We start from the raw sequence: 26093 nt of genomic DNA on the forward strand, positions 1-26093 counted from the left end.
GAAAATAGCTCGATGCCAGGTAAAACATCCGCTCCAAGGCAGCCGTAAGGCACCCTGTGAGCCAACAGTTCCACCAAGTGGATCTGAGAGAAGCCACCCGAGTAGGGTGGCTTTTCTGTTGGCTGCTTTTTGACGGCGCTGGCGAATGGGGAAGCGGCCGGTTGTTGTTTCGCCGCTGGGCCGCAGCGATGGAACTCAGACTTCGATCTGCCCCAAACTCGTGATCGCCTCAAACGGACCGGGATCCACCGCGGGATTCTCCGGCCTCACACTGAAGCGCGTGCCCATTCCTGCGGCTTGTGCCGCTTCCAGTTCGCTCCTGGCATCGCTCACAAAAAGAACGGCCCCCGGCGCCATGCCTAGCTCCTTGGCGATGGCCTCATAGCTGGAGGCCTGGTTCTTGGGGCCAGTGGTGGTATCGAACCAGCGGCTGAATAGCCCCCTGAGATCGCCATCTGTGCTGTGGCCGTAGAGCAGTTTCTGCGCTTTCACCGATCCCGAGGAATAGACGGCCAGCAGCAGTCCTGCGTCTCGCCAGTGCCGCAACATCGGGGCCACATCGTCAAACAACGGGCACTGCAGGGAGCCGCTGGCATAGCCCCGGTCCCAGATCAGACCCTGCAGTTCCTTCAGGGCGGGAAGTTTGCGATCCTGATCGATCAACGATTGAAGAAACAGCACCCGATCGTCATGGGTTGGCGCCCTTCGGGAGGGATCTTCGGCGTTCGCGACGTTCGCCGCTTCCATGGCCCCATCAATGGCTTGGAGGAGTGGAGCGAGTTCGGGCTTGTGGCCTTCGCCGCGCAGAAAGCCATCCAGGCGCTCCCGGGCATAGGGGAAGAGCACCTCGCTCACGAAGGGCACCGGACAGGTGGTGCCTTCAATGTCGAGCAGGACGGCCTTGGTGCTTTCGGGCTGGGGCTTGAGCTGGCCCAAGCCCTCCAGCAGCAGGCGCCGCCAGCGCTGCTCCAGCAGCCACTCCAGAATTTCCAGGTGCCGCCGGGCTTGGGCCAGATCGCTCCCCCAGGCGTAAAGGCCATGCCCGCCGATCAGCAGTCCCTGGGGAGCGCTTACGAGCAGGGGGCCGGCGGCGGCGCTAAGCCTGGCCAGATCCTGGTCGTTGGCCAGCACCGGCAGCTTCACCCGGCTGCGGTGGCTGCCGATGCCTTCCAGCCCCTTGAGCATTTCCAGGCCCTGCAGCAGCAGGGACCCCGATCGTTGTTCCTCCCCCAGACACCAGTCGGAGAGCAGGGTGGCAGCCTGGGAATGGGTGTGGAGCACGGCGCCGGCCCCGGTGCGGGCCACGATCTCCAGATGCAGCAGGGTTTCGGCGCTGGCCCGGCCCTCGCCGGCCACCACGTTCCCTTCGGCGTCCACCTCGATCAGGTCCTCTGGGGCGACGGATCCCTTGTCGACGCCGCTGGGGGCCATCAGCAGGGTCAGAGGGTCGTGCGTCATCACGACACTGAAGTTGCCTCCGGTGCCATCACACCAGCCGCGGGCGTGGAGGGCCGCCATGGTGCGGCTGAGCTGGTCGGCAAGGGCGCTGGTCACGCGGGCTGGGAAACAAGGGGATCGGTGGGGTCTGGGTGCCGGCCGTCAGTTCTGGCAGCTGGGACACCAGTGACTGCTGCGCCCCCCCAGCTTCTCGCGCTGGATCACCGAGCCGCAACGGCGGCAGAGTGATCCGCCGCGTCGGTACACCCAGGCCTGGCCGCCGTAGTTGCCGTTGGTGCCCTGCAGGTCACGGAAATCGCTGAAGGTGGTGCCACCGGCGCCGATGCTGGTTTCGAGGACGTCCACCAGGGCTGAACGCAGCCGCTCCAGATGGCTGCGCCCGAGGCTCCCGCTGGGGGTCTGGGGCCGGATCCCAGCCGTGAACAGGGATTCATCCGCGTAGATGTTGCCCACCCCTGCTACCAGCGATTGGTCGAGCAGGGCGTTCTTGATCGGCCGCCGCGATCCCTTCAGCCGTTCCCTCAGGTAGGCGCCCGTGAAGTCCGCTCCAAAGGGTTCCGGGCCCAGACGCCGCAGGCCGGTGATCACGGCCTCATCGGCGACCCCGGGAGGAACCCACCACATCTGGCCGAAACTGCGGGTGTCCACGAAACGCAACTCCTCGCCGGCCCCGTTCCAGATCCGCACCCTGGTGTGGGGGCAGAGGGGGCGCGCCTCGGCCAGCCAGAGGAACTGTCCGGTCATGCGCAGGTGCACGCCCCAGCGGCCTGCTGCGCTGCCGCCTCGTGTTTCGAGATCGGCCAGGAGGTACTTACCGCGCCGGTGCCACTGGCCCACACGAAGGCCCCGAAGCGCGTTGCAGAAGTCTGCAGGGTCTTCGGGGCTGGCAATGGCACGGGCCCGGAGAACCTCAACGCGGTCGATCAGGAAACCGCGGGTCTGATGCTCAAGGCCCCGGCGAACGGTTTCGACCTCCGGCAACTCGGGCATGCCCGGATGGTAGGGCTGGCAGGAAGCTCAGGCCTTGACGAGCTCGCTTTCGGCGAAGTTGTTGGTGTTGATGCCGCCGTCGGAGCCGCTGTAGCCGTTGTAGTTCACTTTCTCGAAGCGAACCACGACCGGATAGCGGATGCCGGAAGTGTCAACCGATGCCACGGTTCCCACTTCGTTATACCAGTAGGACTCCGGACGCTTGATCCGTACTTTGTCGCCGCGGGAGATGGCCATCGCTGGGCTGGAAGATCGGGTGGTCTGCGCAGCGACACTACCGGTGATCAGGGGCCTGAGCCCAGGCGATGTCACGGTTCGTTGCCGGCCCCGTGGCAGCATCCCCGCACGCAGCGCCGGCCCCGCCGATGGTCCCGTCCATGGCCCTACCCGAGGCCCCCCTGTTGAGCCTGGATCTGCCCGATCCGGAGAGCGACAGCCTCAGCACGATGGAGTTCCTGGCCCGGCTCGAAGAGGCCTGGGCCGTCTGCGACCGCTTCGATCTGCAAACTGAAATCTGGCGCGGCCGCATCCTGCGCTCGGTGCGTGACCGGGAACGGCGTGGCGGCGAAGGGCGCGGCACCGGCTTCCTGCAGTGGCTGCGGGAGCGGGAGATCAGCAAGACCCGTGCCTACACCCTGATCCAGCTGGCGGAGTCGGCCGATGGCCTGGTTGGCGAGGGCCTGCTGGCGGAGAGCAGCGTCAACAACTTCTCCAAACGGGCCTTTCTGGAAACGGCCCAGGCCGATCCGGAGGTCCAGCAGATGATCAGTGAGGCGGCCAACGAGGGCCAGCAGATCACCCGCAAGCAGGTGCGACGGCTCACCGACGAGTTCACCGCCGCCACCAGCCCCCTGCTGCCGGAGGAGATCCGCCAACGCACCGCCGACAACCTCCTGCCCCCCCGGGCCGTGGCGCCCCTGGTGCGGGAACTGGCCAAGCTGCCCGAGGAGCAGCAGAACGATCTGCGCCGTGTCCTGCGGGAGGAACCGGAGCTGGAGCGGGTCAAGGACGTGACCCTCACCGCCCGCTGGCTCAGCAAGGCGGCCGAGGCGGGGTTGGCGGTGCGCGCCTTCCAGCAAGGAAATCTTGATCTTGAGAAGGCGCTGCAGGAGGCCCAGCGACTCGATGCCCTGGGCCTCCTGGCCGATGCTGTGGGCCAGGCCCAGGCCCTCGAAAGCGCCGTGCTCAAGCTGCACACCAGCTGGCGCCGGCTGGGGGGGCTGCAGGAGCGTCTCTGGGTGGAGAGCGGCAGCAGCACCCCCCACCTGCGGGAGCTGCTCACGGTGCTGCAGAGCCTCAGCGGCACCACGGTGCGGGTCTCCCTGGGGGAACTGGCCGGTGGCAAGCGCGTGCGTCTGCAATTGGTGGAGGAATCCCCCGACCAGCTGGAGCCGCCCCCACTGCCGTGACGGCCGCTGCCCTGGGGCGGCAGCCACCACATCTGGTGGGAGCTAGGGTCTGGCGGTACCAGCGCTGGAGTGAGCTTGGGGTCTGATCCCCTCGGCGAGAGCCTGCAGCGCCATTTCGGCTGGGAGAGCTTCCGGCCCGGGCAGCGGCCGGTGGTGGAGGCGTTGCTGGCCGGCCGCGACTGCCTGGCGGTGCTGCCCACCGGAGCGGGCAAGTCGCTCTGCTTCCAGCTCCCCGCCCTGGTGCGGGATGGCCTGGTGGTGGTGATCTCTCCCCTGGTGGCCCTGATGCAGGACCAGGTGAGCCAGCTCCAGGCCCGGGGCATTCCGGCGGCCTGCCTGCACCGGGGTCTGGAGCAGGGGGAGCGGCGCCAGCTGCAGCAGCGCCTGGCGACCAACCGGCTGCGGCTGCTCTACCTGGCGCCCGAGCGAGCCCAGGCAGAGGCCACCCGCCAGTTGCTCGAAGAGGCCCTCGAATCCGGCCGCCTGGTGGCCCTGGCGGTGGATGAGGCCCATTGCATCAGCGCCTGGGGCCATGATTTCCGCCCCGACTACCGGCGCCTGGGTCAGCTGCGGGCGCTCTGCCCCGGCGTGCCGCTGGTGGCCCTGAGTGCCACCGCCGCGCCCCAGGTGCGGGCCGACATCATCCGCCTGCTGCAGCTGCGGCGGCCCCTGGTGCAGGTGCGATCGGCCCGCCGCGCCAACCTCGCTTACACCATGCGGCGGCGGCCATCGGATCCCCTGGCCGAGGTGGTGGCGGCGATCGGCCAGGCCCGCGGGGCCGTGCTCATCTACGCCCGCACCCGTCGATCGGTGGAGCAGTGGGCGGCGCGCCTGACGGCGACCGGGGTGGAAGCGATCGCCTACCACGCCGGCATGGATCCCGAGAGCCGCCAGCTGGCCCTGCGCCATTTCCAGGAGCATCCCTCGCCGGTGCTGGTGGCCACCGTCGCCTTCGGCATGGGGGTCGACCGGCCGGATGTGGGCCTGGTGCTGCACCTCGACCTGCCCGCCAGTGCCGAGGGCTATCTGCAGGAATCGGGGCGGGCCGGCCGCGATGGGCAGCCCGCCCGTTGCCTGGTGCTCTTCGATCCCGCCGACCGCACCAGCCTGGGCTGGGCGATGCGCTCCGCCGGCCAGCAGCTGCCGCCGGATCAGCGGCTGCTGGAACGCCACAGGCTCGAGTTGGCCCAGCAGCAGCTGCGGCGCATCGAAGCGGTGGCCGAAGGCGAGGGGTGCCGGGAACAGGCCCTGCTGCTGGCGGTGGGGGAGCTCTCTCCCCCCTGCGGCCGTTGCGACAACTGCCTTTCAGCGCCCCGTTCCAACGACTGGGCCCATCAGGCGGCTGTGCTGCTCTCAGCGCTGGAGGATCGCAGCGGCCGCGACCTGCGCAGCCTGGCCGAGGACCTGGCCGGTGCCCACGGCAGCGAGGAACCGTGCTGGGCCTGGTTGGCCCGCCGGCTGGTGCAGGAGGAGCTGATCAGCGAGAGCGACGATGGCGCCCAGCGGCTGTATTTGCGTCCCGTAGGTCGCCGTTACCTGATGGACCCCTGGCCCCTGCGCTGGTCGGCCTGAGGGAGGATCCAGGTACCCCCCAGTTCAACTGCCCCGGGACTTGCAGAGGTCGGCAACAAGTTGCTGCTCAAAGTCGGCCTGGGGATCATCCCAGCTCTTCCACTGGCCGGCCTGGCTGGTGGCATTGAGCTTGCGGGCACTGCAGTTGACCGCCAGATAGAGCGACTCACCCTGGGAGTTGAGGGTGGGCGCCACCATGCTGCCGCCCATGGGTTGCCAGTTGGCCCAGTCCACCTGCAGGGGGCCGTAGTTGCGCCAGTCGGGCTTGCCGGGGGTGGCCGTGGTGGCCGGACGGGGCGCAGCCGCCACCACGACTGGCTTGGGCTTAGCGGTCGGTGCGGGGGTGGCCCGGGCGACGGCGGGGGCTGGCTGGCTGGCCGGAGCGGGCCGGGCCGCCGGTGTGGCGGCCGTCGGTGCAGGCTTGGCGGCGGGCCTTGGGGTGGGGGTGGCCGCTGGTCTGGCGGCAGCGACAGGCTTGGCGGCCGGCTTCACGCTGGGGGCGGCGGCGGGCTTCAGGCGCAGGCGGGTGCCGGACTCCACCAGGTTGGGATCGCTGATGCGGTTGATGGCGATCAGCTGCTTCATGGGCACGCCGTAGGCATCGGCGATCTGCGACAGGCTTTCGCCGCTGCGGACCACATGCTCGGAGGCCTTGCGGTTGAAGCCGGAGGCCGGGCTGGCGCTGCGCGAAGCGGACGGCACCACCAGCTTCTGGCCGGCTTCGATGTGGTCGGCCTTGTTGAGGCCGTTGAGCTGCATCAGGCGGCTGACGGTGATGCCATGGCGGTCGGCGATTTCGGAGAGGGTTTCGCCCTGGGCCACCGTGAGGTTGCCGCCGGCCGCCCGGGGGCGAGCGCCGCCGCCCGGCAAGGTCAGGGTCCGGCCCGCTTCGACCAGATCGGGATCGCTGATCCCGTTCACCTTCATCAGGGTGGACACGCTCACCCTGTGGCGGGCGGCGATGTCGGAGAGGGTCTCGCCGGGCTTGACGGTCACCTGGGCCGCCAGAGCCGGCAGCGGCAACACCATGGCTAGAGCCAAGGCGAAGAGGGGGCGGCGCATGGGCACTAGGGATAGCTACGCGCACGTTAAGGTCCAACTCCCGGCCCGCCCAGCCCCCCCCCTGGCGATTGCTGGGCGCTGGTCTTCAGCCCATCAGGCGCCGGATCAGGCCGAGCTTGCCGGCATAGGGGGGAAAGCGGACCGGTGGATCGGGCCACAGCGGCCGGTTGATCACGCCGCGCTGGTGGGAGTAGGTCAGGAAGCCGGTCTCCCCGTGGTAAGCCCCCATGCCGCTGCAGCCGATGCCGCCGAAGGGCACGCTGGCCATGCCCCCCTGGACCACCACGTCGTTGACCACGACGCTGCCGGAGCTGGTGCCCGCCAGGAGCCGCTCCCGCTCGACCGCACTGCCGCCGAAGAGGTAGAGGGTCAGGGGCTTGGGGCTTCGGCGCACCAAGGCCAGGGCCTCCTCAAGGTCGCCCACCGTCAGCAGCGGCAGGATCGGGGCGAACAGCTCCTCCTGCATCAGCGGGTCGGTGAGGGGATCGTCGATCGCCACCAGGGTGGGTTCGATCTTCCGTAGGGCCCCATGAGAGCGGCCGCCCACCAGCACCTGGCCCCGTTGTCGGGCCTGGGCCAGAAGCCCCTCAAGGCGCTCGAAGCGGCCGGGGCCGACGAGCTGCCCCAGGTCAGGGCTGGCCAGGGCATCCTGGCCATAGAGCGCGAGCGCCTGCTCGGCGAACGCCGCCACCAGGGCGTCCCGTACTCCTGGCAGCACCAGCACGTGGTTGGGGGCCAGGCAGGTCTGGCCGGCGTTGAGGCAGCGCCCCCACAGCAGTCGTCGGGCCGTGATGGCCGGATCTGCGTCCTCCAGCACGATCACCGGGTTCCTGCCCCCCAGCTCCAGGGTGACGGGGGTGAGGTGGCGGGCGGCCGCCGCCAGCACCAGCCGCCCCACCCGCTCGCCGCCGGTATAGAGGATGTGGTCGAAGCGTTCCTCCTCCAGCAATCGACTGGCCACGGCCCCGTCGCCGCAGACCACCTGGACCACCTCGGGCGGAAACTGGCCGGCCAGCAGCTCGGCCAGCAGGGCCGCCGAGGCCGGGCTCTGCTCGGAGGGTTTGAGCACGGCCGTGTTGCCGGCGGCCAGGGCATGCACCAGGGGGTGGAGGCAGAGATCGAAGGGGTAGTTCCAGGCGCCGATGATCAGAACGCAGCCCAGGGGCTCGACCCGCACCGCCCCCTGGCCTGGCCAGGCCCACAGCGGCAGTGGGCGGCGGCGGGGACGCATCCAGCCGGCCAGGTGGCGCCGGGTGTGGCGTAGCTCCTGGCGCAGGGCCGCCAGCTCAAAACTGGCCTCCACCTCCGGTCGACCCAGGTCGCTGGCGAGGGCCTCCCCCATCCGCTGGGCCCCCGTCTCCAGCAGTCGATCGAGGCGCTGGAGTTGCTCCAGTCGCCAGGCCAGGGGGCGGGTGGTGCCCCCATCCACCAGCTCCCGCATGGTCGCCACCGGCAGGGGCAGGAGCGAGGGGCTGGTGGGAGCGGCCGGGGTGGTCATGGCTTGGGCCCTTTCCACCCAGGCTGGCAAACTCCTCCACCCCTGGTCCATGGCCGCTCAGTTGGTGCCGCAACCGGCCGCGAATACCGCCCGCCTGAGGTGATCGATCCGGGGCGAGCCTGGCCCCTCAAAGGCATAGAGCAGAGCCAGACCCAGGCTGATGTCACCTCGATCGAACGCCTGCTGAATCGCTTCCCACCAGGCCTTGGGATCGCTCCCCAGCTTCTCCAGGTCTTTCTGGGCCCGTTCCATTCGATCCGCAGGATCCCCCTCCAGGACGATCACGGCGTAGTCGTCGTCCTGAACGCCCTGGGGCCTCAGCATCAGCACCAGCCGCTGACCCGGGCGGATGGGGGCCAGGAGCCAGGGGATCGGTCCCTCGAGGGGTTGCCCGGGCAGGGCCCGCCGCTGCCACAGCAGTTCACCCTCCCGTTCGATCCTGACCTCCTCCAGGCTTTCGGTACTCAGAATCGTGGGTGAACCGAAGGGCACGGCCGCCACCGCCTCGCCCCTGGTGTTGGGCGCAAGCCTGGGGGTCAGCACGCAGACCGTCGTGGCCCGAAGGGGGGCTGCGCAGGAGACCAGGGCCAGGCCGATGCCGATCGCCAGGCAGGTCCGGCGCACGGCGGGAAGCAACGGGATAGAGGAAGAGGTGGTATAAGACGCTAACGGCCAGCCAGAGCTCACCCGGCCAGTGTCAGCAGGTTCAGTCCGTGCAGCCCCTCCACCAGCAGGTAGGCCCCGAGCACCAGGGCCAGCACACCGACGAGCCACTCGGCCTTGTGCTGCAGCCATTCCTCAAGACGGGTGATCGGTTCGCGGATAGCCCCACCGCTCACAAGCCAGGCCAGGGGAGGCAGCAGCAGTAGGGAGCTGGCCATCAGGGTGAACAGTCCCGTCACCTCCGCGTCGGCTGTGAGGCCGGGGTCGTTGAGGAGCAACAGGCCGGCCTCCTTGAGATAGAAGACCAGATTCTCCGGGGTGAGCAGGGCGCTGGTGGCGCCGATCAACACGAGCGTGAGGGTGCTGAAATCGGGCAGCTGGTTCATCAGCCGCAGGGCCATGCCCTCCTCACCGATGTTCGCCTGGGGTGTGAGCTGGTAGAGCCCCAGGCCCACGAGAGCCCCGGCACCAAGCAGGTCGATCACGACCTGTTCGCGCTCTCCATGGCTGAGGCTGATGGAGAAGGCTTCTCCCAGCACCATCAGCACCACGATGGCCAGGGCATTGGCTGCCGCCCAGCCCGCCACGTAGGCCATCGCCCGTTGCAGGGGGGATCGGCCCAGCAACAGCAGCGTGACCACGGCGATGTGCAGGGGGCTGAAGGCGATGCCGATCCCGAACAGGGAGGACTTGGTGATCAGCGAAGGGGACAGGAGCGCAGGGACGCTGAGGGCAAGAGGCAGCAAGGAGGCGTCCAGCGATTCGGGAGTCGGCCATTCTCCACGACATGACCGGGCCGCCGTGAGCTGGGGCGTCGCAACGCAAACGGTTCGTGCTTCGCGTTTGCCTTTAATTGGACAGGTTGAAGGCCAGCTCGTTGGTGAGGATCAATCGCTCACCCAGTCGCCGCGAGACGATCTTGTGCAGCAGGATCGCTGCGGCGGGATCTTTATCTTCCAGCTCGGCAAGGTCGGCGATAGCCAGGGAGAGTGAGCAGACGACGGTCTGGGCGATCACGGAAGCCGTTGTTTCCCGGCGCAGATAAAAACTGATCTCGCCGACGCAGGTTCCTGGATCCATGGTGCGGAGGCGGATGGCAGGATCTTCCGGTCGGTTTCGTCGTTCCACGCTCACACGTCCTGAGAGGATGAAATGCAGGCCAACGGGCGGAGATCCCTGCTCGATGATGATGGATCCCGGCGGCCATTCCTGGTGCCTCAGGTAACCGAGAAGCCGTTCGCGGGCTGCTTCTTCGGCCGGGTTGAAGGCTTCAAGAAGCAAATCGATTCCATGGTGCTCCTGCGGCAGCGTATGGGCGTGGAAGGCGAGTAATTCATTCTCGCAATACTCAAGGCCATGGTCGAGATCCTGAAACCAGTCGATCCCTTCTCTGCCTTCCTCAAGTACCTTCGCCTTTTTCAGGGAGTGGAGGATCTGCTGACTGGGTGCCGTCAGAATGAGTTCCACACTGTAGGAATCGCAGAGTTGCTTGATGCGGCTGAAGGTGTTGATGGCTGAGGCATCGATGCCGCTGCCCCGCTTCATGTCGATCAGGACCCAGTGGGGATTCGTATGGTCCCGGGATTCGAGGTGGCGGCCGATGGTCCGCAGCAGACCATGGGCAGTGCCGAAAAACAGATGCCCCTGGAGACAGAGGATCAGGATCGAATCGCCATAGCGCTCCAGCACTTTGGTTTTGGCATCGTCACGATCGACGTTGCTGCGTCTGGTGCGCCCCGTCAGGATCAACCGGATGGCGGAGATGCGGCTGTAGTCGAAGGTGAACAAGGCCACCGCCAGAATCAGCCCGAAGATGATCGCCGTCATCCATCCGGCCGCCAGCATCACCAGCAGGATGGCCAGCAGGATGGAGTATTCCATGCCCGAGAGAAAGACCCTTTGGTCGACCAGCCAGTTCCCAAGTAAGGAAAGCCCCAGGAACAGCAACAGTCCCCCGGTGATGGCATAGGGAATCTGATTCACCAGTCCCTGGCCGCCCAGCAGGGCCAGCAGGCAGAGCATGGAGGAGATCAACCCTGTGGATCGGCCCCGCACCCCCATGTGCTGGGGCAGGGAGGTGGCGCTCAGGGAGTGGAATCCCGCCGGACTGCCCACGCAGGCGGCCAGCAGGTTCGCCAGGCCGACGGCCTTGAGATCGCGGTTGAAGTCGAGTTCCCTGCCGATCGTCGCCTCGATGGCACTGGCATTCATCAGGGTGCCCAGGCTGGCGATGAAGGCCACCGACAACATGTCGGGAATCATCCGGCCCAGGCTGCCCCAGCCGACGCGGTGAAGATCGGGCCAGCCGGCCGCCAGTTCCTGGGGGGACAGGGCCAGGGCCTGGGCGGGGAGCAGGCCAGCTTGCCGCGCTTGGGCGAGTTCGATGCCTGACAGGGCCAGCACGCTATGGAACAGCACCAGACCGATCACAAGGAAGGCCGGGATCGTCAGCCAGGAGCGCCAGATCCGTGTGGCCAGAAACATCGCCAGGCCGAAGGTCACACCCGGCAGCCAGAGGTGCAGGGAGGAGGCCTGCAGCAGCAGAGGCAGATCGGAGCCCCCTCCCCCGCTGGAGAGCATCACGCTGAGGCCGCCCTTGGCGAGCAGCAGGCCACTGCCAGCCACGAAGCCCCCCAGGACGGGATAGGGCAGAAAGCGGAACAGATTTCCGGCCCGGCCCATGCCCATCAACAGCGACAGCAGGCCGAACAGGAATGTGGTGCCGGCGATCATCACCAGAACGGTGGCGAAGGGATCGGCCTGGGGATGGGCGGTCGGCAGCTGCCCGACCAGGCGGGTGCTCAGCAGCGCCAGGATCACGATCGGGAGTTCATGGGGCCGCCCCACGGTTCCCGGAAACGATCCCGCCAGGGTGAGGACGAGGCCGATCACCACGGCGCCGGCCAGGGTCATCAGGAAGCCCAGGCCCCTGGAGGGCTCCAGGGGACCGGTGTAGAGCAACGTGGCGAAGGAGGCCTGGGTCAGGATCGTCAGGATCCCGACGGTCAATCCAGCGGAGAGCGACGCAGCGGTCCGATGCGCTCGGGGCGGCATGCGTATTCAACGACCCCGGAAGTGAAGGGAGGTTACCTGGCGGTTCACGCGGCCCAGGGCTCCGATGGGCGCCCATGCCCCAGCTTTCGGATCGGTCCAAGCGCCCTGTCCGGCAGTCCCCTCGCCCAGCCCCGCAATCTGGTGCTCGTCAACACCCTGGCCACCCTCTTCAGCCGCAGTTCCGGCGCCCAGGATCTCTACCCGCACCACTGCCTCTGAGCCAGGGCCGGGTCGTGGGTGCCGCAAGCACGGACTGGATCGGGAAGCCCTTGACGAGATTTGAACTCGTGACCTCTCCCTTACCAAGGGAGTGCTCTACCACTGAGCTACAAGGGCATGTGGAAAGGTGGGCCGGGTTGGATTTGAACCAACGTAGGCAGAGCCAGCGGATTTACAGTCCGCCCCCATTAACCACTCGGGCACCGACCCGAACCACACCTTCAGAACTTACCAGCCGACCTTCCACCCCCCATGCGCCTGCTCGTGCTCCACGGCCCCAACCTCAACCTGCTCGGCCAGCGGGAGCCCGGCCTCTATGGCAGCAGCACCCTGGCGGCCATCGATGCGGCCCTGGAGCAGCGGGCTGGGGAGCTGGGGGTGGAGCTGACCTGCTTCCAGAGCAACCATGAGGGGACCCTGGTCGACCGCATCCAGCAGGCCGGCACCTGCGACGGGATCCTGATCAATGCCGCCGCCTACACCCACACCTCGGTGGCGATTCGCGATGCCCTGCTGGCCGTGGCCGTGCCGTTCGTGGAGGTGCACCTGAGCAACACCCACGCCCGCGAGCGCTTCCGCCATCGCTCGCTGCTGGCCGATCGGGCCCTGGGGGTCATCTGCGGCTTCGGCCCCACCAGCTACCGCCTCGCCCTCGAGGGCCTGGTAGCCCATCTGGGGGCGGCGGGATGAGCGGCGGCGCCCTGCCCGTGGCGGCCGAGGCTCCGGTGGCGGCGGCGGCCCGGGTGAAATGGCTGGCCGCCCCCAGCAGCGCCGCCTGGCTGGAGCAGGCCCTGGTCCACCCCGAGATGCTCCTGATCGACCATGCCCACTGCGAGCGCAAGGCGGCCGGCGCGGCCTTGCAGCTGATGTTCCGCTACCCCTCCGACGGGGAGCTGGCCGCGGTGCTCAGCCCCCTGGCCCGGGAGGAGCTGGAACACTTCGAGCGGGTGCAAGCCCTGCTGGAGCGGCGGGGCCTGGGCCTGCGGGCCCTGGCCGCACCGCCCTACGGCGCCACCCTGGCGGCCCTGGTGCGGCGGACGGAGCCGGATCGGATGCTCGACAGCTTCCTGGTGGCGGGCCTGATTGAAGCCCGCAGCCACGAGCGCATGGCCCTGCTGGCCGCCCACAGCCCCGACCCGGAGCTGCGGGAGCTCTACGCCGACCTGTTGGCCAGTGAGGCCCGCCATTTCGGCCTCTACTGGGTGCTGTGCGAACGGCGCTGGCCCAGGCCGGTGGTGGCCGAACGCCTCGCGGCCCTGGCCCAGCAGGAGGCGGTGATCCTGGCCACCCTCCATCCCCAGCCGCGGATGCACAGCTGAGGCGGGCCCTCAGGCCGCGGCGGCGAGCACCTGCTCCAGCAGCGGGAAGCGCGTCGCGATCGGATCGCCGGTGAAGGTGGCCACCCAGCCGTCGCTGTTGTCGAAGAAGCGCAGGGCGCAGAAGCTGGGGCGCTCGCCGGTGTCGAACCAGTGGGGGGTGCCGGCGGGCACGCCGATCCAGTCGCCCTGCTCGCACACCACCTGGAGCACCTCGCCTTCGATGTGAAGGCAGAAGAGTCCGCGGCCCTCGACGAAGAAGCGCACCTCGTCTTCGGCGTGGGTGTGCTCGGAGAGGAATTTCGCCCGCAGGGCCTCCCGGTCCGGGTGGTCGGGGCCGAGCCGGATGGCATCCACCGTCCGGTAGCCCCCGTCGGCCTGGACCCGGGCGATCTCTGCGGCGTAGGCGGCCAGGATCGCCGCCTGGTCGGCGTCCGCCGCCAGGGCCACCGGTGTGGCCCAGCGCTCGAAGCGCACGCCCCGGGCCGCCAGTTCGCTGGCGATCCGCTCGCCGTCACTGCTGTGCACAAGCGGAGCCTCGTGGCCGCCGCCTGTGGCGGAGCGGATCACCAGGTGGGTCATCGGAGCGCTCCGGGGCGTTCAGGGAAGCTGCAGCCTAGAAAGGCCCGACGCGGACCTCAGCCCCATCGCCGACCCTGCAGCCAGCGCCGGCCTCACCCTGGTGGGGGTGGGTCCCGGTGATCCGAACCTGCTCACCGTCGCCGCGGTGCGCGCCATCGAATCCGCCCACACCGTGGCCTACCCGGTCGCCCGCGAGGGGGCCGTGGGCATGGCGGCCAGCGTCGCCGAACCCTGGATCGCTCCGGCACAGCGGCGACTGCCCCTGGTGTTTCCGATGGTGGCGGCGGCCGAGCCCCGCCGGCAGGCCTGGCATGACGCCGCCGACCGGCTGGCCGCCGAGGTGGCCGGCGGGCGGGCGGTGGTGCTGCTCTGCGAAGGCGACGTGTCGCTGTTCGCCAGCAGCAGCTACGTGTTGCTGGCCCTGCGGCAGCGCCATCCCGCATTGCCGGTGCGCCTGATCCCGGGCATCAGTGCCGTGGCCGCGGCCGCCGCCGCCGGGGCCTGGCCCCTGGCGCTGCAGCAGGAGGGTCTGCTGATCCGGCCCACCCCGGAGCAGCCCCAGGAGCTGGAGGAGCTGCTGGACCAGGCGGCGGCCGGGGGATGGGTGCTGGCCCTGCTCAAGCTGGGGGGGCGCTGGCCCTGGGTGCGTCCCCTGCTGGCCGAGCGGGGGCTGCTGGCGGACGCATTGTTTGCCCAGCGGGTGGGCTGGCCCGACCAGCAGCTCTGTCCGGCCGCCGAGGTGCCCGCCACCGAGGTCCCCTACTTCTCCCTGCTGCTGGTCCGGCAGGGGTGGCCGTCGGTGCTTCCATGACCGTTCGCGTTTTGCCCCGCCCTTGCCGATGCCCACCTTTGGCATGACAGCCAGCGGGATGACCGCCACCGACTGGTTCGCCCTGCTGCACCCGGTGGTGATCATCCTGTTCGTCTATCCGGTGGTGGGGGCCACCATCCGGCTGGGGATCCTGGCGCGGGAACGGCGCCTCGACATCAACCCCCTGCCGCCGACGGTGGGGGTGGAGCACACCGACCACGGCCGCTGGGTGACCTCGGGGGTGGTGGTGGCCGTGCTGATCGCCATGGCGGCCACCTACGCCACGGGGGGCGCCGCCGGCAGTGGCAGTTCGGGTGCGGCACTGCTGCTGGCCGGGGTGGGGTGCCTGGTGAGCTGCCTGGCCCTGTGGCGGGCCAAGGGTGCCGGACTGCGGGCTGGATTCGCCCTGATCTGCTGGCTGGGGCTGCTGACCCTGGGAAGCCAGCCCGCCCTGTGGCATCTGGGTCGCAGTCCCTTCGACGGCTCGGTGTGGGGGTCCCATTACTGGAGTGGGGTGCTGCTCTGCGGTCTGCTGCTGTTCGCCATGGCGGCCGCCCCCGAGACCCTGCGTTCCCCCCGGATGCGGCGGCTGCACGTCAGCGCCGCCTTCCTGACCGCCCTGCTGCTGGCGGTGCAGGCCATCAGCGGCAGCCGGGACCTGCTGGGCATGGCCCTGGGACAATGATTTCCAGCTCCGCCCGGTGCAGCAGCCCCAGGGCGCTCTCCAGGCTGGGGGCGACCATCAGCTCCCGGCGCAGCTGGGCCGCGCCGGCGAAGCCCTGGCAGGTCCAGCCGAGGTGCTTGCGGGCGATCAGCAGCCCCTGATCGCCTCGGGCAGCCACCAGCGCCTCCAGATGTTCCCTGGCCAGGGCGATCCGGGCGCGGCTGTCCGGCTCGGGGGGCAGGGGCCGGCCGGCGAGGGCCGCGGCAATGCGGCCCACCAGCCAGGGGTGGCCCAGGCTTCCCCGTCCCACCATCACCCCGTCGGCGCCGGTGATGGCCAGGCAGCGCAGGGCCTCCTCCGGGCTGGTGATGTCGCCGTTGGCGATCAGCGGAATCCGCAGGGCCGCCTTCACCTGGCCGATAGCGCCCCAGTCGGCCCGCCCCGAAAAGCCCTGCTCCCGGGTGCGGCCGTGCAGGGTCAGGGCGCGGGCGCCGGCGTTCTGGAGGGCCAGCGCGAAGCCCACCGGATCGGCACTGGCCCCGCACCAGCCCAGCCGGGTCTTCACCGTCACCGGCACCCGCACCGCCGCGGCCACCGCCGCGACGATCCGCAGGGCCAGATCGGGCTGGCGCAGCAGGCCGCTGCCGCCCCCCTTGCGGGCGATCTTGCGCACCGGACAACCCATGTTGATGTCGATCAGCCAGGCTCCGGCGGCCTCGGCCCGGCGGGCCGCCTCGGCCATGGCCTTGGGCCGGTGGTCGAACAGCTGCACCCCGACGGGGCCGGGGTCCTGGTCGAGGGCGGCCATCTTGGCGCCGCCGTGGCCCAGCTCCAGGGCCGTGGCGTTGACCATCTCCGTGAACAGGAGCGCCTCGGGGGCCCAGCGGCGCACCAGGGCGCGGAAGATGCCGTCGCTCACCCCCGCCAGGGGCGATTGCAGCACCCGGCAGGTGAGCAGCCTGTCGGTGCCATTGCCGTCCAGGCGGAGGGGGCCGGTGGGGCAGAGGTAGCCGGTGGAACTGGGCATGCTGGGGTCACTCTCGGATGCCAGCTGCCGCCTTGGAGCACGATGCCGCCCCCACCTTGGAGCCCGATGGCGCCCAGGGACCTTTCCCCCTCAGCCGCGCCCTGCTGGAGGCGGTGCTGGATGACCGCACCAGCGACCGCTTCGTTTGTCTGCTGATCTGGTCGCGGCTGGGCTACCGCCCCGACGCCGATGGCGGCTGGCAGGCCGGACCCTCCACTCCGCCCGCCTGGGCTGAGGCCTTTCCCCTGGCGCCGCAGCTGATCGCCGAGCGGCCGGCGAGCGTGCGGCTCACCCGCTCGATTCCCCCCGGGCACAAACAACTGCTCAAGCAGCAGCTGGGCTTCGCCGGCTACCGCATTGGCGGGCTCTACCCCCGCCGCACCCGGCGGGCCACGGCGGTGAACTGGCTGCTGGCCCACCTGGCCGAGCGGGGGGAAGCGCTGCCGGACACGGGGTCGCTGCCGGAGCTCCTGGATCCGCCCAGCGACCCGGTGGCCGGCCACCCAGGGGATCTGCCGGTGGGTGGAGTCGGCGGTCACTCTGTAGGGTCTATGTAACGCATCCGTCGTAAGGAATAAGTCAGATTGGCGCTACCCGTCGTCGCCGTGATCGGCCGCCCCAACGTGGGCAAGTCCACCCTGGTCAACAGGCTCTGCGGCAGCCGTGAGGCCATCGTTCACGACCAGCCCGGCGTCACCCGGGATCGCACCTACCAGGAGGGCTTCTGGGGCGACCGCATCTTCCGGGTGGTGGACACCGGCGGACTGGTGTTCGACGACGACAGCGAATTCCTGCCCGAGATCCGGGAGCAGGCCAACCTGGCCCTGGCCGAGGCGTCTGTGGCCGTGGTGATCGTGGACGGCCAGCAGGGGGTCACCGCCGCCGACGAATCCATCGCCGAGTGGCTGCGGGGCCAGTCGGTGCCGGTGCTGTTGGGGGTGAACAAGTGCGAATCCCCCGACCAGGGCCTGGCGATGGCGGCCGATTTCTGGGGTCTGGGCCTGGGCGAACCCCATCCGATCTCCGCCATCCACGGTGCCGGCACCGGCGACCTGCTCGACCGGGTGATCAGCTTTCTGCCGGCCACCAACGAAACGGAGGGGCCCGAGCCGATCCAGCTGGCGATCATCGGCCGCCCCAACGTGGGCAAGTCGAGCCTGCTCAATGCCATCTGCGGCGAGAACCGGGCCATCGTCAGTCCGATCCGCGGCACCACCCGCGACACCATCGACACCACCCTTGAGAGGGAGGGGCTCACCTGGAAGCTCCTCGACACCGCGGGCATCCGGCGGCGCCGCAGTGTCGACTACGGGCCGGAGTACTTCGGCATCACCCGTAGCTTCAAGGCGATCGAGCGCAGCGATGTCTGTGTGCTGGTGATCGATGCCCTCGACGGCGTCACCGAGCAGGATCAGCGCCTGGCGGGCCGCATCGAAGAGGACGGCCGCGCCTGTGCGGTGGTCGTCAACAAGTGGGACGCCATCGAGAAGGACAGCCACACCATGAGCGCCATGGAGAAGGAGCTGCGGGCCAAGCTCTACTTCCTTGACTGGGCGCCGATGCTGTTCACCTCCGCCCTCACCGGCCAGCGGGTGGAGAGCATCTTTGCGATCGCTGCAGTGGCGGTGGAGCAGCACCGTCGCCGGGTGAGCACCTCGGTGGTGAATGAGGTGCTGCAGGAGGCCCTGCGCTGGCGTTCGCCCCCCACCACCCGCGGTGGCCGCCAGGGCCGTCTTTACTACGGCACCCAGGTGGCGACCCGCCCCCCCAGCTTCACCCTGTTCGTCAACGACCCCAAGCTGTTCGGCGACACCTACCGCCGCTATGTCGAGCGCCAGATCCGCGAGGCCCTGGGCTTTGAGGGATCGCCGGTGCGTCTGTTCTGGCGCGGTAAGCAGCAGCGCGACGCCGAGAAGGAGCAGGCCCGCCAGCAGAGCCGGGGCGGCTGAAGTCGATGGTTGGGGGACTGGCCTGAATGGACTGGTTGCGGCAACTGCCGATCGGTCAGTACGTCGATGACGGAGAGGTTGGCCGCGACGGTGGCGGTAGCTGGCTGAAGCGGCTCGATCCCCGGGTGAAGCTGGTCTGGACGGTGGCGTTCCTGGTGACGCCGATCCTGGCCGGACCGCTCTGGCGTCTTGCCCTGGTGGGGCTGCTGGTGCTGGTCACCGCCGTCTGCGGCCTGCCCTGGCGCCTCTGGCGGCAGAGCTTGCCGCTGTTGCTCGCTCTGGCGCTGCTGGTGGGTCTGCTGAGCGCCCTGCTGCCGGCCGGAGGGGGGGCGCCAGCCAGCCTCCAGCGTCCCCCTGGAGAACTGCGTCTGGTCCCCGGCTCGCCCGGTGCCCCGGCCCCGTCGCGGGCGGGCCTGTCCTGGGAGCTGGTGCGCTGGGGCCCTGTGATGGCAGGCCCCCTGGAGCTGGGCCCGCTGGTGGTGACACGCCGATCCGCCGAACTCGGCATCAATGGCGCCACCCTGCTGTTCACCGTTATCCACAGCGCCAATCTGCTGCTGCTCTCCACCCCCCCCGAGGAGCTGGTCTGGTCGATCTCCTGGTGGTTGGGTCCTCTGAAGGCGCTGGGCTGGCCCGTGGAGCGCCTGGGGTTCACCCTGCTGTTGTCCCTGCGCTTCCTGCCCCTGGTCCAGGAGGAGCTGCAGAACCTGCTGCGTTCGATCGCCACCCGGGCGGTGAGTCTGCGTCGGTTGGGCTGGAAGGCCAGTCTCGGACTGGTGCTGGCGGTGGGGGAGCGTCTGCTGGCCAACGTACTACTGCGCTCTGAGCAGGGGGCGGAGGCCCTGATGGCACGGGGCGGGATGTGGCTCCCCCCCGACCGGCTGCATCAACCGGCGGCCACCCCCACCCTCGCCAGCCTGGTGGCGGTGCTGGCCCTGGTGGGCCTGCTGGCGCTTCGCTGGAAAGTCGGTGCCCTTTAATGGCCGGAGCCAGCAGGGAGTCGTGAGCACGGAGCGCTATCTGAACCACCCCACGTTCGGGATGCTCTATCGGGTAGCGCCGGTGGCCGAGAGCCGCGATCTCTACGCCACTCTCTATGCCCAGCGCATCTTCTTCCTGGTCACGCTCCAGGAGCGGGGGGCCCATTTCGAGGTGATCCCCCTGATGGACGCCCGCCATCTCGCCGAACAGAACCTGGCCCGCTGCCGCCGCGAGGGGCCCGAGGCCCAGGCCCGCTGGCGCCAGCTCTTCGACCAGACCTTCATCTGATGGCGGAGGCGTCGCCGGAGGCGGCCGAAATGATTGGCTCCAGCCTGGAGGAGAGGCTTCAGGTCTTCCGGGCCGCGCTGCCTGCCACCACCCGGCTGCTGGCGGTGTCCAAGGGCCATCCGGCCGACCTGGTGCGCCGGGCCGCAGCCCTTGGCCAGCGAAGCTTCGGCGAGAGCCGGCTGCAGGAAGCCATCGCCAAGCAGGAGGCCCTGGCCGACCTCCCCGATCTCGACTGGCACTTCATTGGCCGGCTGCAGGCCAACAAGGCCCGCGCCGTGCTGCGCCGCTTCGGCACGATCCATTCGGTCGACAGCCTGGAGCTGGCCCAGCGGCTGCAGCGGATCGCCGCCGAGGAAGGGTTGGCCCCGGGGATCCTGCTGCAGGTGAAGTTCCGCCCCGACCCGGCCAAGACCGGTTTCGAGCCTGCCGAGGTGCGTGCCCTGGGGGCCGATTTGGAGCGCCTGCAGCCGCTGCGTTGTCTTGGACTGATGACCATCGCTCCGTTGGGTCTCACCGCTGAGGCCCGCCTTGAGCTGTTCCGGGAGTGCCGCGATCTGGCCGATGGGATGGGGCTGCACGACTGCTCGATGGGGATGAGCGGCGATTGGCGTGAGGCCGTGACGGCCGGGAGCACCTGGGTGCGCCTCGGCAGTGTTCTGTTTGGAAGTCGCCCAATCCAGCCATGAAAGGGCGTTCGGATCTTGCCGGCACGGATGTGGGACGCTATTCAAGGCCAAGCATCCTTCCCGAGGTCGACTCCGTGTCGTTGTTCTCCCGCCTGCGTGCCGTCGTCTCCGGTGACGACTATCTCGATGGCGACTTCGACGACGAACTCGACTACGACCCCGGTGACACAACCACCAGCTCCACCGCCGCTTCCACGGCCACCAGAAACCCTGGAGCCCTGGCTCTGAGCACGGATTTCTCCACCGACGATCCCTTCGCCGGAACCAACGTCATCGGCATGCCTGGTATCACCAGTGCCGTGGCCGAGGTGTGTCTGATGGAGCCGCGCAGCTTCGACGAAATGCCCCGCGCGATTCAGGCCTTGAGGGAGCGCAAGACCGTCATCCTCAATCTCACGATGATGGAGCCGGATCAGGCCCAGCGCGCCGTTGATTTCGTGGCCGGCGGCACCTTCGCCATCGATGGTCACCAGGAGCGGGTGGGCGAGAGCATTTTCCTGTTCGCCCCCAGCTGCGTCACGGTCACCACCGCCGGTGGTGAGGATGCCGCCTCCCCCACCGTGGTCTCAGGCCGCACCGGCCCGGTCGACGACCAGCAGGAGGCCGCCCCGAGCCCCGCCTGGGGCCGTTCGGATGCCATGGTCTGACACCGTCGGGGTCGTAGGTCTGGGCCGGATGGCCCGGGCCCTGCTTCTGCCGCTGCTGGATAGCGGTCTGGTGGCCCGTTCCGATGTTCGGGCGGCGGTGGCCACGGAGGCCTCGGCCCGCAACCTGGCTGAGCAGCTCGGCGTCCAGGTCTCCACCGACGCTGCCCAGGCCTGGTCGGCCTCGGTGGTGCTGCTGGCGGTCAAGCCCCAGCAGATTGAAGCGGTGGCCCCCGCGGCGGCGGCAGCCCTGGCGGCTTCTGAGGCGGCGGTCGGGTCGGCACCACCCGGCCGCGAGCCCCTGCTGATCTCCGTGCTGGCGGGGGTGCCGCTGCGGCGGCTCCAGGCCCTGTTCCCGGGACGTGCCTGCGTGCGGGCCGTTCCCAACACCCCGGCCATGGTCCGGGCTGGCCTCACGGGTCTGAGCTGGGGAGCGGGCGTCGACGAAGGCCGGCGCGAGGAGGTCCGCCAGCTGTTCGCCCAGGTCGGGGAGGTGCTTGACCTGCCCGAGCCCCAACTCGACCCCTTCCTGGCGCTGACCTCCTCCGGTCCGGCCTTCCTGGCCCTTGTGGCTGAATCCATGGCCGATGGGGCGGTGGCGGCGGGCCTGCCCCGGCCCCTGGCCAGCCACCTGGCCCACCGCACGATGGCGGGCACGGCGGCCCTGCTCATGGGCCAGGAGCTGCATCCCGGCGAGCTCAAGGACATGGTGACCAGCCCCGCCGGCACCACGGCCGCCGGCCTGAGGGAGCTGGAGCGGGCCGGCCTGCGTTCGGCCCTGATCGAAGCGGTGCTGGCCGCGACGGAGCGCAGCCGCCAGCTGGCCTGAACCCCCTTCAGGGCGGACCTACGACCCAGCCCGTTCAGCTGCGGCCGGCCCCCAGCCTCGGTTCGGTGCCGGCCATCAGCCGCTGCAGGTTGCTGCGGTGCCGCCAGAGCACCAGCGCCGTGGTGAGCAGGGCCAGGCTCAGGTAGGCCGGCCGCAGGCCAGAAGCGCCGAAGGAGCCCAGCATCAGCAACGGCAGCGACAGGGCCGCCACCACGCTGGAGAGCGACACGATCCGGCTGAGGCTCAAGGTGGTGAGAAAGATGCCGAAACAGGCCAGACCCACGGGCCAGGTCAGGCCCAGCAGCATGCCCAGGCCGGTGGCCACCGCCTTGCCGCCTTTCCAGCCCAGCCACACCGGCCAGATGTGGCCCGCCAGGGCCGCCAGGCCCGCCGCCACCACCCCCCAGTCGCTGGCGGTGCTGAACTCCCCGAGGGGTTGGAGCACCGCTTTGGCCAGCAGCACGGCCGCGGTGCCCTTGAGCACGTCGAGCAGGAACACCGCCAGCGCAGGACCTTTGCCCAGCACCCGCAGCACGTTGGTGGCACCGGTGGAGCCTGAGCCCTCCTGGCGCAGGTCGATGCCGGCGAGCCAGCGGCCCGCCAGCCACCCGAAGGGAATCGAGCCCAGCAGATAGCCCGCTGGCAACAGCAGCAGATCGGGAAGGAAGGCCATGGGAGAAGGAAAGGGGGGCGCGGACCTGGCTGGGTCGAGCGGATCTTGAGCGTCAGTAAAGATCGGCTTCGGCGTCGATCTCACCGGGACCGGCCGCGAAGGCCAGCCACAGGGGGAACTGCAGGATGGGGATCTCGATCACCTGCTCAGCCGCATCGATCACGATGAAGGGCAGCTCGCCCCGTTCCTCGAGCCGATCGGCCCGCTCGATCAGGGCGTCGGGTCGCTCGAACAGCACGATGCCGCTGGCGGGGCCGAAGTCGTCACGGCTCAGCCCCAGGCAGTCCTGCAGTCCCCGTCGCCATTCCCCCAGCCGCTCGGGCTGGCTGGCCAGAACCAGGGTCTGGAAGCGCTCGCCGTAGAGCTCCCCAAGGATCGCGATCGCCGCCGCCGCCGCCAGGGCGTTGCGGCTGCGGCTGCCGCCACTGGCCTGGGCGCCCCGCCCGCCCTGGGAGAGGAACCAGTCCTCCAGCCTGGAGGCGGCCGAGGGCTCCAGGGTGCGGCGCAGCTTCCAGGGATCGGCGTAGAAATCGGGCTGGCCGCCGAACTGCCCCAACCGTTCACGGACCAGGTCCGCGTCGTCGCAGAACAGGCCGGCGGCGGCGGGGGCCACGGCGGCCTCCCCGGCGTCGCCGCTTTCAAGGCCGGGTGATGGTTGGTCGAGGGGGGAGGGCTGGACCACCAGCGGCTGGACCACCAGCTCCATCTGCTCGGCCGCGGCAGCCAGATCCTGCAGGGCCCCCACCAGGTACTCCTGGAAACCCTTGAGCCGCCGGGCGATGGCATCCGACTGACCGGCGAAGCTGCCGGCGATCTCCTGGTTGATCTGCTCCCGGCGGGCCTCCAGCTGGTTGATCTCCCCCAGGAGTTCGGTGCGGCGCTGCCGCAGCTCCGCCAGGGCCAGGTCGAGCAGCCCCCCATCACCAGTGGCGGCGTCCTGGGAGGCGGTTTCCTCTGGATGGATGGCGGGTGGTTCGGCTTGGTCGCTCATGGCAGGAAGTGAAGCAAGGCAGCGGTGGACTCAGGCGTGGTCGCTGGGAGCGGCTTTGGTGGGCGGCAGGCGCTGCTCCAGCTGCTGCCGCAGGGCTGTGGCGTCGAACAGCATCGGCAGCAAGTGAAGGCTCTTCTCCTCCCGGAAATAGAACAGCACAGGCAGGGCCGGCCACCAGACCCGCCAGCCGATCCAGGCGTCGTAGGGGAAGCTGCGGATCACGGTGTCGCGGCGGGCCACCAGCAGGGCCTGCGGCGCGAAGCGCAACCGCAGCAGGGCCGACTGCAGCAGCAGGAACAGGCCCATCAGCCCCGTTGCCAGGGCCAGCCAGACAACACCACCCCAGAGGGGCCGCAGCGCCAGGGAGGCGGCCGCCAGCAGCAGCACCCCGATCGGCACCCAGAAGCGGGGGCGGAGCACCACCTCGTCGGCGGAGGAGTTTGGAGGTGTGGAGGGTGCGGTGGTCATTGTCCGAAGAGCAATTGGGTGAGCAGCACGTCCACCAGGGCGACGGTGACGAGAATCATGACGACGGCGCCGGTGGTGCTGGTGCCCACCTCCTTGGGCCCCCCTCGTGTGGTGAGCCCCCAGCCGCAGGCGATCACGGCGATCATCAGACCGAACACGACGGCCTTGAGCAGCATCGAGGGCAGGTCGTCGGGCTGCATCCAGACCCGTACGGAGTTCCAGAAGACCGTCGGTGGAATGCTGTAGAGGAGGGTGCTGCTCACCTGGCCCGACCAGATCGCCATCCAGAAGAACAGCAGGCATTGCACGGGCGCCATCACCACCATGGCCAGCACCCGTGGCACCACCAGATACTCCACCGGGTCGGTGCGCAGCATCGTGATGGCGTCGATCTGCTCGGTCACCTTCATCGTTCCCAGCTGGGCGGCATAGGCTGTGGCCACCTTGCCGGTGAGCAGGGTGGCGGTGAGCAGCGGCGCGATCTCCCGCGATAGGCCCAGGGCCAGCAGCCCCCCCACGGCGGAGCTGGCCCCCTGCTTGGAGAGTTCAGCTGCCACCTGGATGTTGAACACGGTGCCGGCGGCCAGGGCCGTGATCAGCACGATCAGGAAGCTGCCCGGTCCGGCCTCCAGAAGTTCCTGGACCAGGTCGGCCGTGCCGATGCGGCCACGGGCGATGGCGCTCACGGCCTGACCGCCGATCATCAGGCTGGCGCCCAGTCGCTGCAGCCAGCGCGGCGGCTTCATGGTGCGGAGGCCGTCAGGGTCTCCGGGTGAGGGCCCCGATCAGGCCACCGCCGCATCACCACCAGGCCCAGCACCACCAGCAGCGCCGGGATCAGGCCCATGCACATCCGGATCGCCAGCAGGGCGCTGTCGGGTTGCAGGATGCCCTTGGCCGCCTGGTAGCCGCTGAGGCTCATCAGGTTGCCGAAGAAGAAGAGGGCCAGGCTGATGCAGATCTTCTGGGTGAACACCATCCAGGCGCTGTAGAGGCCGGCGGGCTTTTCCGGATCGGCATCGATGGCATCGGGCAGCAGGGCCCAGGGGATCAGGTAGGCGGTGGAGGCCCCCAGGCCCACAATCACGATCGTCGCCACCAGGGCGCACAGGCGCACCAGATTCCCGGCCGAGGCGGTCGGCCCGATGCTGGCGTCGAGCGGAACAAGCACCATGGCCATCAGACAGGCGACGATCCACAGAACCGTGCCCCAGTGCAGGGCCGTGAGGCGGCCGCGCTGGCGGGCGATGGCGGTCCACAGCTGGAGCCCGATCAGGGTGCTGATCTGGAAGGGGAGCAGGATCCAGTTGCTCCAGCCTTCCGGCAGCCGCATCACCACCGGCAGATAGATCAGCGCCGCCGTCTGCATGATCTGGAGGGCGCACCAGAGCAGCAGGTAGAGGCCAAGCACCATCTGGAAGCGCCCGTTGCTGCCCACCCGGGCCAGGAGCCGCCGTGTGGTGCCCCGTTGGCTGGTGGGGCGCTGGCAATTCCGCGCTGCCGGGGCGATCCCCCAGCCGCAGAGCAAGGTGGAGCAGGTGATCAGCACCCCAGAGAAGATCCCCACCTGCAGGTAACTGTCGGGGTTCTGGTGATCCTTCAGCAGCACGCCCCCCAGCACGATCCCCACCAGGCCGGCAATGATCGAGCCGGTGAAGCGGGCGCTGTTGAGTCGGGTGCGCAGGTTGACGCTGGTGGTGAGTTCCGCCGCCAGGGCTGAGTAGGGAAGGTTGACGCAGGTGTAGAGGCTGTTGGCCACCATCGAGATGGCCACAAACACGGCGAACCTGACCCAGAGACCTCCCGGTGGCAGCCACCACATCAGGGCCATGGCGAAGCCGAGCGGTACGGCGCTGCCGAGAATCCACGGCAGCCTTGGGCCCCAGGGAGAACGTGTCTTGTCGCTCAGCCAGCCCACGACCGGGTCGTTGATGGCATCCCAGAGCCGGGCCGTCATCAGCACCAGGCCGGCCATCCAGGCCGGCAGCCCCGCCGCCGAGGTGTAAAAAATGAACAGATAGAAGCCGATCAGGGAGGCGGCCATCCCCGTGCCGGCGTCCCCCATGCCATAGGCCAGGAGCACCCTGCGGCGTTCACCGGGTGGAAGGTCCGCCGTATCCACAACATCCGTCGGCAGGTCCGGCGCTGACGGCGGCGGGGTGGACGGCGTGGGGGAGGTCAAACCTGGAGGCGCTCCGGGGGTGGTCGTCCAGTGTGGGTCGTCCGGTCTTGGTTGGCCGGTGCAGGTCATAATGCTGC

The 26093-nt window shown here is 69.3% G+C and carries 29 protein-coding genes and 2 tRNA genes; 14 read left to right on the plus strand and 17 right to left on the minus strand.

Annotation, left to right across the window (positions count from 1 at the left end; all coding sequences use genetic code 11):
• Positions 1-195: 195 nt before the first annotated feature.
• The 3 genes from mtnC to KQ305_RS04995 are packed head-to-tail and all read right to left on the minus strand — an operon-like array spanning position 196 to position 2685.
• Entirely contained in the window at positions 196-1554 is a 1359-nt protein-coding gene (gene mtnC / locus KQ305_RS15420) for an acireductone synthase (RefSeq protein ID WP_399230651.1), read from the minus strand.
• A gap of 45 nt (positions 1555-1599) precedes the next feature.
• Positions 1600-2448 (minus strand): DNA-formamidopyrimidine glycosylase, encoded by an 849-nt coding sequence (locus KQ305_RS04990; RefSeq protein ID WP_259724327.1) that lies wholly within the window; start codon positions 2446-2448, stop codon positions 1600-1602.
• 27 nt (positions 2449-2475) lie between these two features.
• On the minus strand, positions 2476-2685 hold the full coding sequence (locus KQ305_RS04995; protein WP_094587464.1) for a photosystem I reaction center subunit IV: 210 nt from the start codon (positions 2683-2685) through the stop codon (positions 2476-2478).
• Between the two features lie 140 nt (positions 2686-2825).
• Between KQ305_RS04995 and KQ305_RS05000 the strand changes: the two genes are divergently transcribed.
• Together KQ305_RS05000 and KQ305_RS05005 are read left to right on the plus strand one after the other, a co-directional pair.
• Positions 2826-3857, plus strand: coding sequence for a hypothetical protein (locus KQ305_RS05000; RefSeq protein WP_259724328.1), 1032 nt, complete (start codon positions 2826-2828; stop codon positions 3855-3857).
• 75 nt (positions 3858-3932) lie between these two features.
• Positions 3933-5429, plus strand: coding sequence for an ATP-dependent DNA helicase RecQ (locus KQ305_RS05005; RefSeq protein WP_259724329.1), 1497 nt, complete (start codon positions 3933-3935; stop codon positions 5427-5429).
• Positions 5430-5453: 24 nt separating this feature from the next.
• On the opposite strand, the gene KQ305_RS05010 is transcribed toward KQ305_RS05005, so the two are convergent.
• From KQ305_RS05010 to KQ305_RS05030, 5 genes are all read right to left on the minus strand, one after another.
• A complete protein-coding gene (locus KQ305_RS05010) occupies positions 5454-6491 on the minus strand; it encodes a LysM peptidoglycan-binding domain-containing protein (RefSeq protein WP_259724330.1) in 1038 nt (345 codons plus the stop codon).
• 85 nt (positions 6492-6576) lie between these two features.
• Positions 6577-7989 carry an aldehyde dehydrogenase family protein gene (locus KQ305_RS05015; RefSeq protein WP_259724331.1) on the minus strand — a complete coding sequence of 471 codons (1413 nt, stop codon included), beginning with the start codon at positions 7987-7989 and terminating at the stop codon, positions 6577-6579.
• Between the two features lie 57 nt (positions 7990-8046).
• A complete protein-coding gene (locus KQ305_RS05020) occupies positions 8047-8613 on the minus strand; it encodes a hypothetical protein (RefSeq protein ID WP_259724332.1) in 567 nt (188 codons plus the stop codon).
• 59 nt (positions 8614-8672) lie between these two features.
• On the minus strand, positions 8673-9398 hold the full coding sequence (locus KQ305_RS05025; RefSeq protein WP_259724333.1) for a GAP family protein: 726 nt from the start codon (positions 9396-9398) through the stop codon (positions 8673-8675).
• 103 nt (positions 9399-9501) lie between these two features.
• The gene (locus tag KQ305_RS05030; protein ID WP_399230658.1) at positions 9502-11661 is read right to left on the minus strand and encodes a SulP family inorganic anion transporter; all 2160 of its coding nucleotides are present in this window, start codon (positions 11659-11661) and stop codon (positions 9502-9504) included.
• Positions 11662-11727: 66 nt separating this feature from the next.
• Between KQ305_RS05030 and KQ305_RS05035 the strand changes: the two genes are divergently transcribed.
• Positions 11728-11925 carry a hypothetical protein gene (locus KQ305_RS05035; RefSeq protein ID WP_259724335.1) on the plus strand — a complete coding sequence of 66 codons (198 nt, stop codon included), beginning with the start codon at positions 11728-11730 and terminating at the stop codon, positions 11923-11925.
• Positions 11926-11970: 45 nt separating this feature from the next.
• On the opposite strand, the gene KQ305_RS05040 is transcribed toward KQ305_RS05035, so the two are convergent.
• Positions 11971-12042: transfer RNA gene (locus KQ305_RS05040), tRNA-Thr, on the minus strand.
• An 11-nt stretch (positions 12043-12053) separates the two neighbouring features.
• Positions 12054-12135 (minus strand) — tRNA-Tyr (locus KQ305_RS05045).
• 42 nt (positions 12136-12177) lie between these two features.
• On the opposite strand from KQ305_RS05045, the gene aroQ reads away from it, so the two are divergent.
• Both aroQ and KQ305_RS05055 read left to right on the plus strand, forming a co-directional pair.
• Positions 12178-12615 (plus strand): type II 3-dehydroquinate dehydratase, encoded by a 438-nt coding sequence (gene aroQ, locus KQ305_RS05050; protein ID WP_259724336.1) that lies wholly within the window; start codon positions 12178-12180, stop codon positions 12613-12615.
• The gene (locus tag KQ305_RS05055; RefSeq protein ID WP_259724337.1) at positions 12612-13244 is read left to right on the plus strand and encodes a tRNA-(ms[2]io[6]A)-hydroxylase; all 633 of its coding nucleotides are present in this window, start codon (positions 12612-12614) and stop codon (positions 13242-13244) included. Before aroQ ends, KQ305_RS05055 begins: the two co-directional genes overlap by 4 nt.
• A gap of 9 nt (positions 13245-13253) precedes the next feature.
• Here KQ305_RS05055 and KQ305_RS05060 read toward each other — a convergent pair whose 3' ends face one another.
• Complete coding sequence (locus KQ305_RS05060; RefSeq protein WP_259724338.1) at positions 13254-13823, minus strand: acireductone dioxygenase; 570 nt, start codon at positions 13821-13823, stop codon at positions 13254-13256.
• Between the two features lie 100 nt (positions 13824-13923).
• Between KQ305_RS05060 and cobI the strand changes: the two genes are divergently transcribed.
• Together cobI and KQ305_RS05070 are read left to right on the plus strand one after the other, a co-directional pair.
• Positions 13924-14634: a precorrin-2 C(20)-methyltransferase gene (gene cobI / locus KQ305_RS05065; protein WP_259724339.1), complete on the plus strand. Its 711-nt coding sequence runs from the start codon at positions 13924-13926 to the stop codon at positions 14632-14634.
• 43 nt (positions 14635-14677) lie between these two features.
• The gene (locus KQ305_RS05070; RefSeq protein WP_259724340.1) at positions 14678-15319 is read left to right on the plus strand and encodes a DUF4079 domain-containing protein; all 642 of its coding nucleotides are present in this window, start codon (positions 14678-14680) and stop codon (positions 15317-15319) included.
• Here the strand turns inward: KQ305_RS05070 and dusB are convergent.
• Positions 15276-16325, minus strand: coding sequence for a tRNA dihydrouridine synthase DusB (dusB, locus tag KQ305_RS05075; protein WP_259724341.1), 1050 nt, complete (start codon positions 16323-16325; stop codon positions 15276-15278). The genes KQ305_RS05070 and dusB overlap by 44 nt on opposite strands.
• A 17-nt stretch (positions 16326-16342) precedes the next feature.
• On the opposite strand from dusB, the gene KQ305_RS05080 reads away from it, so the two are divergent.
• The 7 genes from KQ305_RS05080 (at position 16343) to proC (ending at position 21702) form a co-directional block, all read left to right on the plus strand.
• Positions 16343-16882 (plus strand): DUF1823 family protein, encoded by a 540-nt coding sequence (locus KQ305_RS05080; protein WP_259724342.1) that lies wholly within the window; start codon positions 16343-16345, stop codon positions 16880-16882.
• A gap of 27 nt (positions 16883-16909) precedes the next feature.
• A complete protein-coding gene (der, locus tag KQ305_RS05085) occupies positions 16910-18274 on the plus strand; it encodes a ribosome biogenesis GTPase Der (RefSeq protein WP_259724343.1) in 1365 nt (454 codons plus the stop codon).
• 26 nt (positions 18275-18300) lie between these two features.
• A complete protein-coding gene (locus tag KQ305_RS05090; RefSeq protein ID WP_259724344.1) occupies positions 18301-19254 on the plus strand; it encodes a CbiQ family ECF transporter T component in 954 nt (317 codons plus the stop codon).
• A 22-nt stretch (positions 19255-19276) separates the two neighbouring features.
• Positions 19277-19543, plus strand: coding sequence for a PipX family protein (locus KQ305_RS05095; protein ID WP_259724345.1), 267 nt, complete (start codon positions 19277-19279; stop codon positions 19541-19543).
• Positions 19543-20229 carry a YggS family pyridoxal phosphate-dependent enzyme gene (locus tag KQ305_RS05100; RefSeq protein WP_259724346.1) on the plus strand — a complete coding sequence of 229 codons (687 nt, stop codon included), beginning with the start codon at positions 19543-19545 and terminating at the stop codon, positions 20227-20229. The genes KQ305_RS05095 and KQ305_RS05100 overlap by 1 nt, the downstream gene beginning before the upstream one ends.
• A gap of 74 nt (positions 20230-20303) precedes the next feature.
• Complete coding sequence (locus tag KQ305_RS05105; RefSeq protein WP_259724347.1) at positions 20304-20876, plus strand: cell division protein SepF; 573 nt, start codon at positions 20304-20306, stop codon at positions 20874-20876.
• The gene (gene proC, locus KQ305_RS05110; RefSeq protein WP_259724348.1) at positions 20863-21702 is read left to right on the plus strand and encodes a pyrroline-5-carboxylate reductase; all 840 of its coding nucleotides are present in this window, start codon (positions 20863-20865) and stop codon (positions 21700-21702) included. The genes KQ305_RS05105 and proC overlap by 14 nt, the downstream gene beginning before the upstream one ends.
• A 34-nt stretch (positions 21703-21736) precedes the next feature.
• On the opposite strand, the gene plsY is transcribed toward proC, so the two are convergent.
• From plsY to KQ305_RS05135, 5 genes are read right to left on the minus strand one after another with little or no spacing between them, the layout of a single operon-like run.
• A complete protein-coding gene (gene plsY / locus KQ305_RS05115; protein ID WP_259724349.1) occupies positions 21737-22375 on the minus strand; it encodes a glycerol-3-phosphate 1-O-acyltransferase PlsY in 639 nt (212 codons plus the stop codon).
• Between the two features lie 52 nt (positions 22376-22427).
• Positions 22428-23366 (minus strand): DUF3086 domain-containing protein, encoded by a 939-nt coding sequence (locus KQ305_RS05120; RefSeq protein WP_259724350.1) that lies wholly within the window; start codon positions 23364-23366, stop codon positions 22428-22430.
• 30 nt (positions 23367-23396) lie between these two features.
• Positions 23397-23834, minus strand: a complete 438-nt coding sequence (locus KQ305_RS05125; RefSeq protein WP_259724351.1) for a DUF3119 family protein — start codon at positions 23832-23834, stop codon at positions 23397-23399.
• On the minus strand, positions 23831-24580 hold the full coding sequence (locus KQ305_RS05130; protein ID WP_259724352.1) for an ABC transporter permease: 750 nt from the start codon (positions 24578-24580) through the stop codon (positions 23831-23833). Before KQ305_RS05130 ends, KQ305_RS05125 begins: the two co-directional genes overlap by 4 nt.
• Entirely contained in the window at positions 24577-26016 is a 1440-nt protein-coding gene (locus tag KQ305_RS05135; protein ID WP_259724353.1) for an MFS transporter, read from the minus strand. Before KQ305_RS05135 ends, KQ305_RS05130 begins: the two co-directional genes overlap by 4 nt.
• Positions 26017-26093 lie beyond the last annotated feature (77 nt).

Origin of the sequence: Synechococcus sp. CS-1332, assembly GCF_025127995.1 — a bacterium.
Classification (GTDB): Bacteria; Cyanobacteriota; Cyanobacteriia; order PCC-6307; family Cyanobiaceae; genus Cyanobium.

What these genes read in the sequence shown, in the direction of transcription:
- KQ305_RS05080 (WP_259724342.1), top strand. Translation starts at nt 16,343, where the DNA reads ATGCCAGCTGCCGCCTTGGAGCACGATGCCGCCCCCACCTTGGAGCCC.
- KQ305_RS05130 (WP_259724352.1), bottom strand. Translation starts at nt 24,580, where the DNA reads ATGAAGCCGCCGCGCTGGCTGCAGCGACTGGGCGCCAGCCTGATGATC.
- KQ305_RS05070 (WP_259724340.1), top strand. Translation starts at nt 14,678, where the DNA reads ATGACAGCCAGCGGGATGACCGCCACCGACTGGTTCGCCCTGCTGCAC.
- KQ305_RS05100 (WP_259724346.1), top strand. Translation starts at nt 19,543, where the DNA reads ATGGCGGAGGCGTCGCCGGAGGCGGCCGAAATGATTGGCTCCAGCCTG.
- KQ305_RS05090 (WP_259724344.1), top strand. Translation starts at nt 18,301, where the DNA reads ATGGACTGGTTGCGGCAACTGCCGATCGGTCAGTACGTCGATGACGGA.
- KQ305_RS05120 (WP_259724350.1), bottom strand. Translation starts at nt 23,366, where the DNA reads ATGAGCGACCAAGCCGAACCACCCGCCATCCATCCAGAGGAAACCGCC.
- KQ305_RS04995 (WP_094587464.1), bottom strand. Translation starts at nt 2,685, where the DNA reads ATGGCCATCTCCCGCGGCGACAAAGTACGGATCAAGCGTCCGGAGTCC.
- KQ305_RS05060 (WP_259724338.1), bottom strand. Translation starts at nt 13,823, where the DNA reads ATGACCCACCTGGTGATCCGCTCCGCCACAGGCGGCGGCCACGAGGCT.
- KQ305_RS05055 (WP_259724337.1), top strand. Translation starts at nt 12,612, where the DNA reads ATGAGCGGCGGCGCCCTGCCCGTGGCGGCCGAGGCTCCGGTGGCGGCG.
- proC (WP_259724348.1), top strand. Translation starts at nt 20,863, where the DNA reads ATGCCATGGTCTGACACCGTCGGGGTCGTAGGTCTGGGCCGGATGGCC.
- aroQ (WP_259724336.1), top strand. Translation starts at nt 12,178, where the DNA reads ATGCGCCTGCTCGTGCTCCACGGCCCCAACCTCAACCTGCTCGGCCAG.
- plsY (WP_259724349.1), bottom strand. Translation starts at nt 22,375, where the DNA reads ATGGCCTTCCTTCCCGATCTGCTGCTGTTGCCAGCGGGCTATCTGCTG.
- KQ305_RS04990 (WP_259724327.1), bottom strand. Translation starts at nt 2,448, where the DNA reads ATGCCCGAGTTGCCGGAGGTCGAAACCGTTCGCCGGGGCCTTGAGCAT.
- dusB (WP_259724341.1), bottom strand. Translation starts at nt 16,325, where the DNA reads ATGCCCAGTTCCACCGGCTACCTCTGCCCCACCGGCCCCCTCCGCCTG.
- KQ305_RS05125 (WP_259724351.1), bottom strand. Translation starts at nt 23,834, where the DNA reads ATGACCACCGCACCCTCCACACCTCCAAACTCCTCCGCCGACGAGGTG.
- KQ305_RS05000 (WP_259724328.1), top strand. Translation starts at nt 2,826, where the DNA reads ATGGCCCTACCCGAGGCCCCCCTGTTGAGCCTGGATCTGCCCGATCCG.
- KQ305_RS05015 (WP_259724331.1), bottom strand. Translation starts at nt 7,989, where the DNA reads ATGACCACCCCGGCCGCTCCCACCAGCCCCTCGCTCCTGCCCCTGCCG.
- KQ305_RS05010 (WP_259724330.1), bottom strand. Translation starts at nt 6,491, where the DNA reads ATGCGCCGCCCCCTCTTCGCCTTGGCTCTAGCCATGGTGTTGCCGCTG.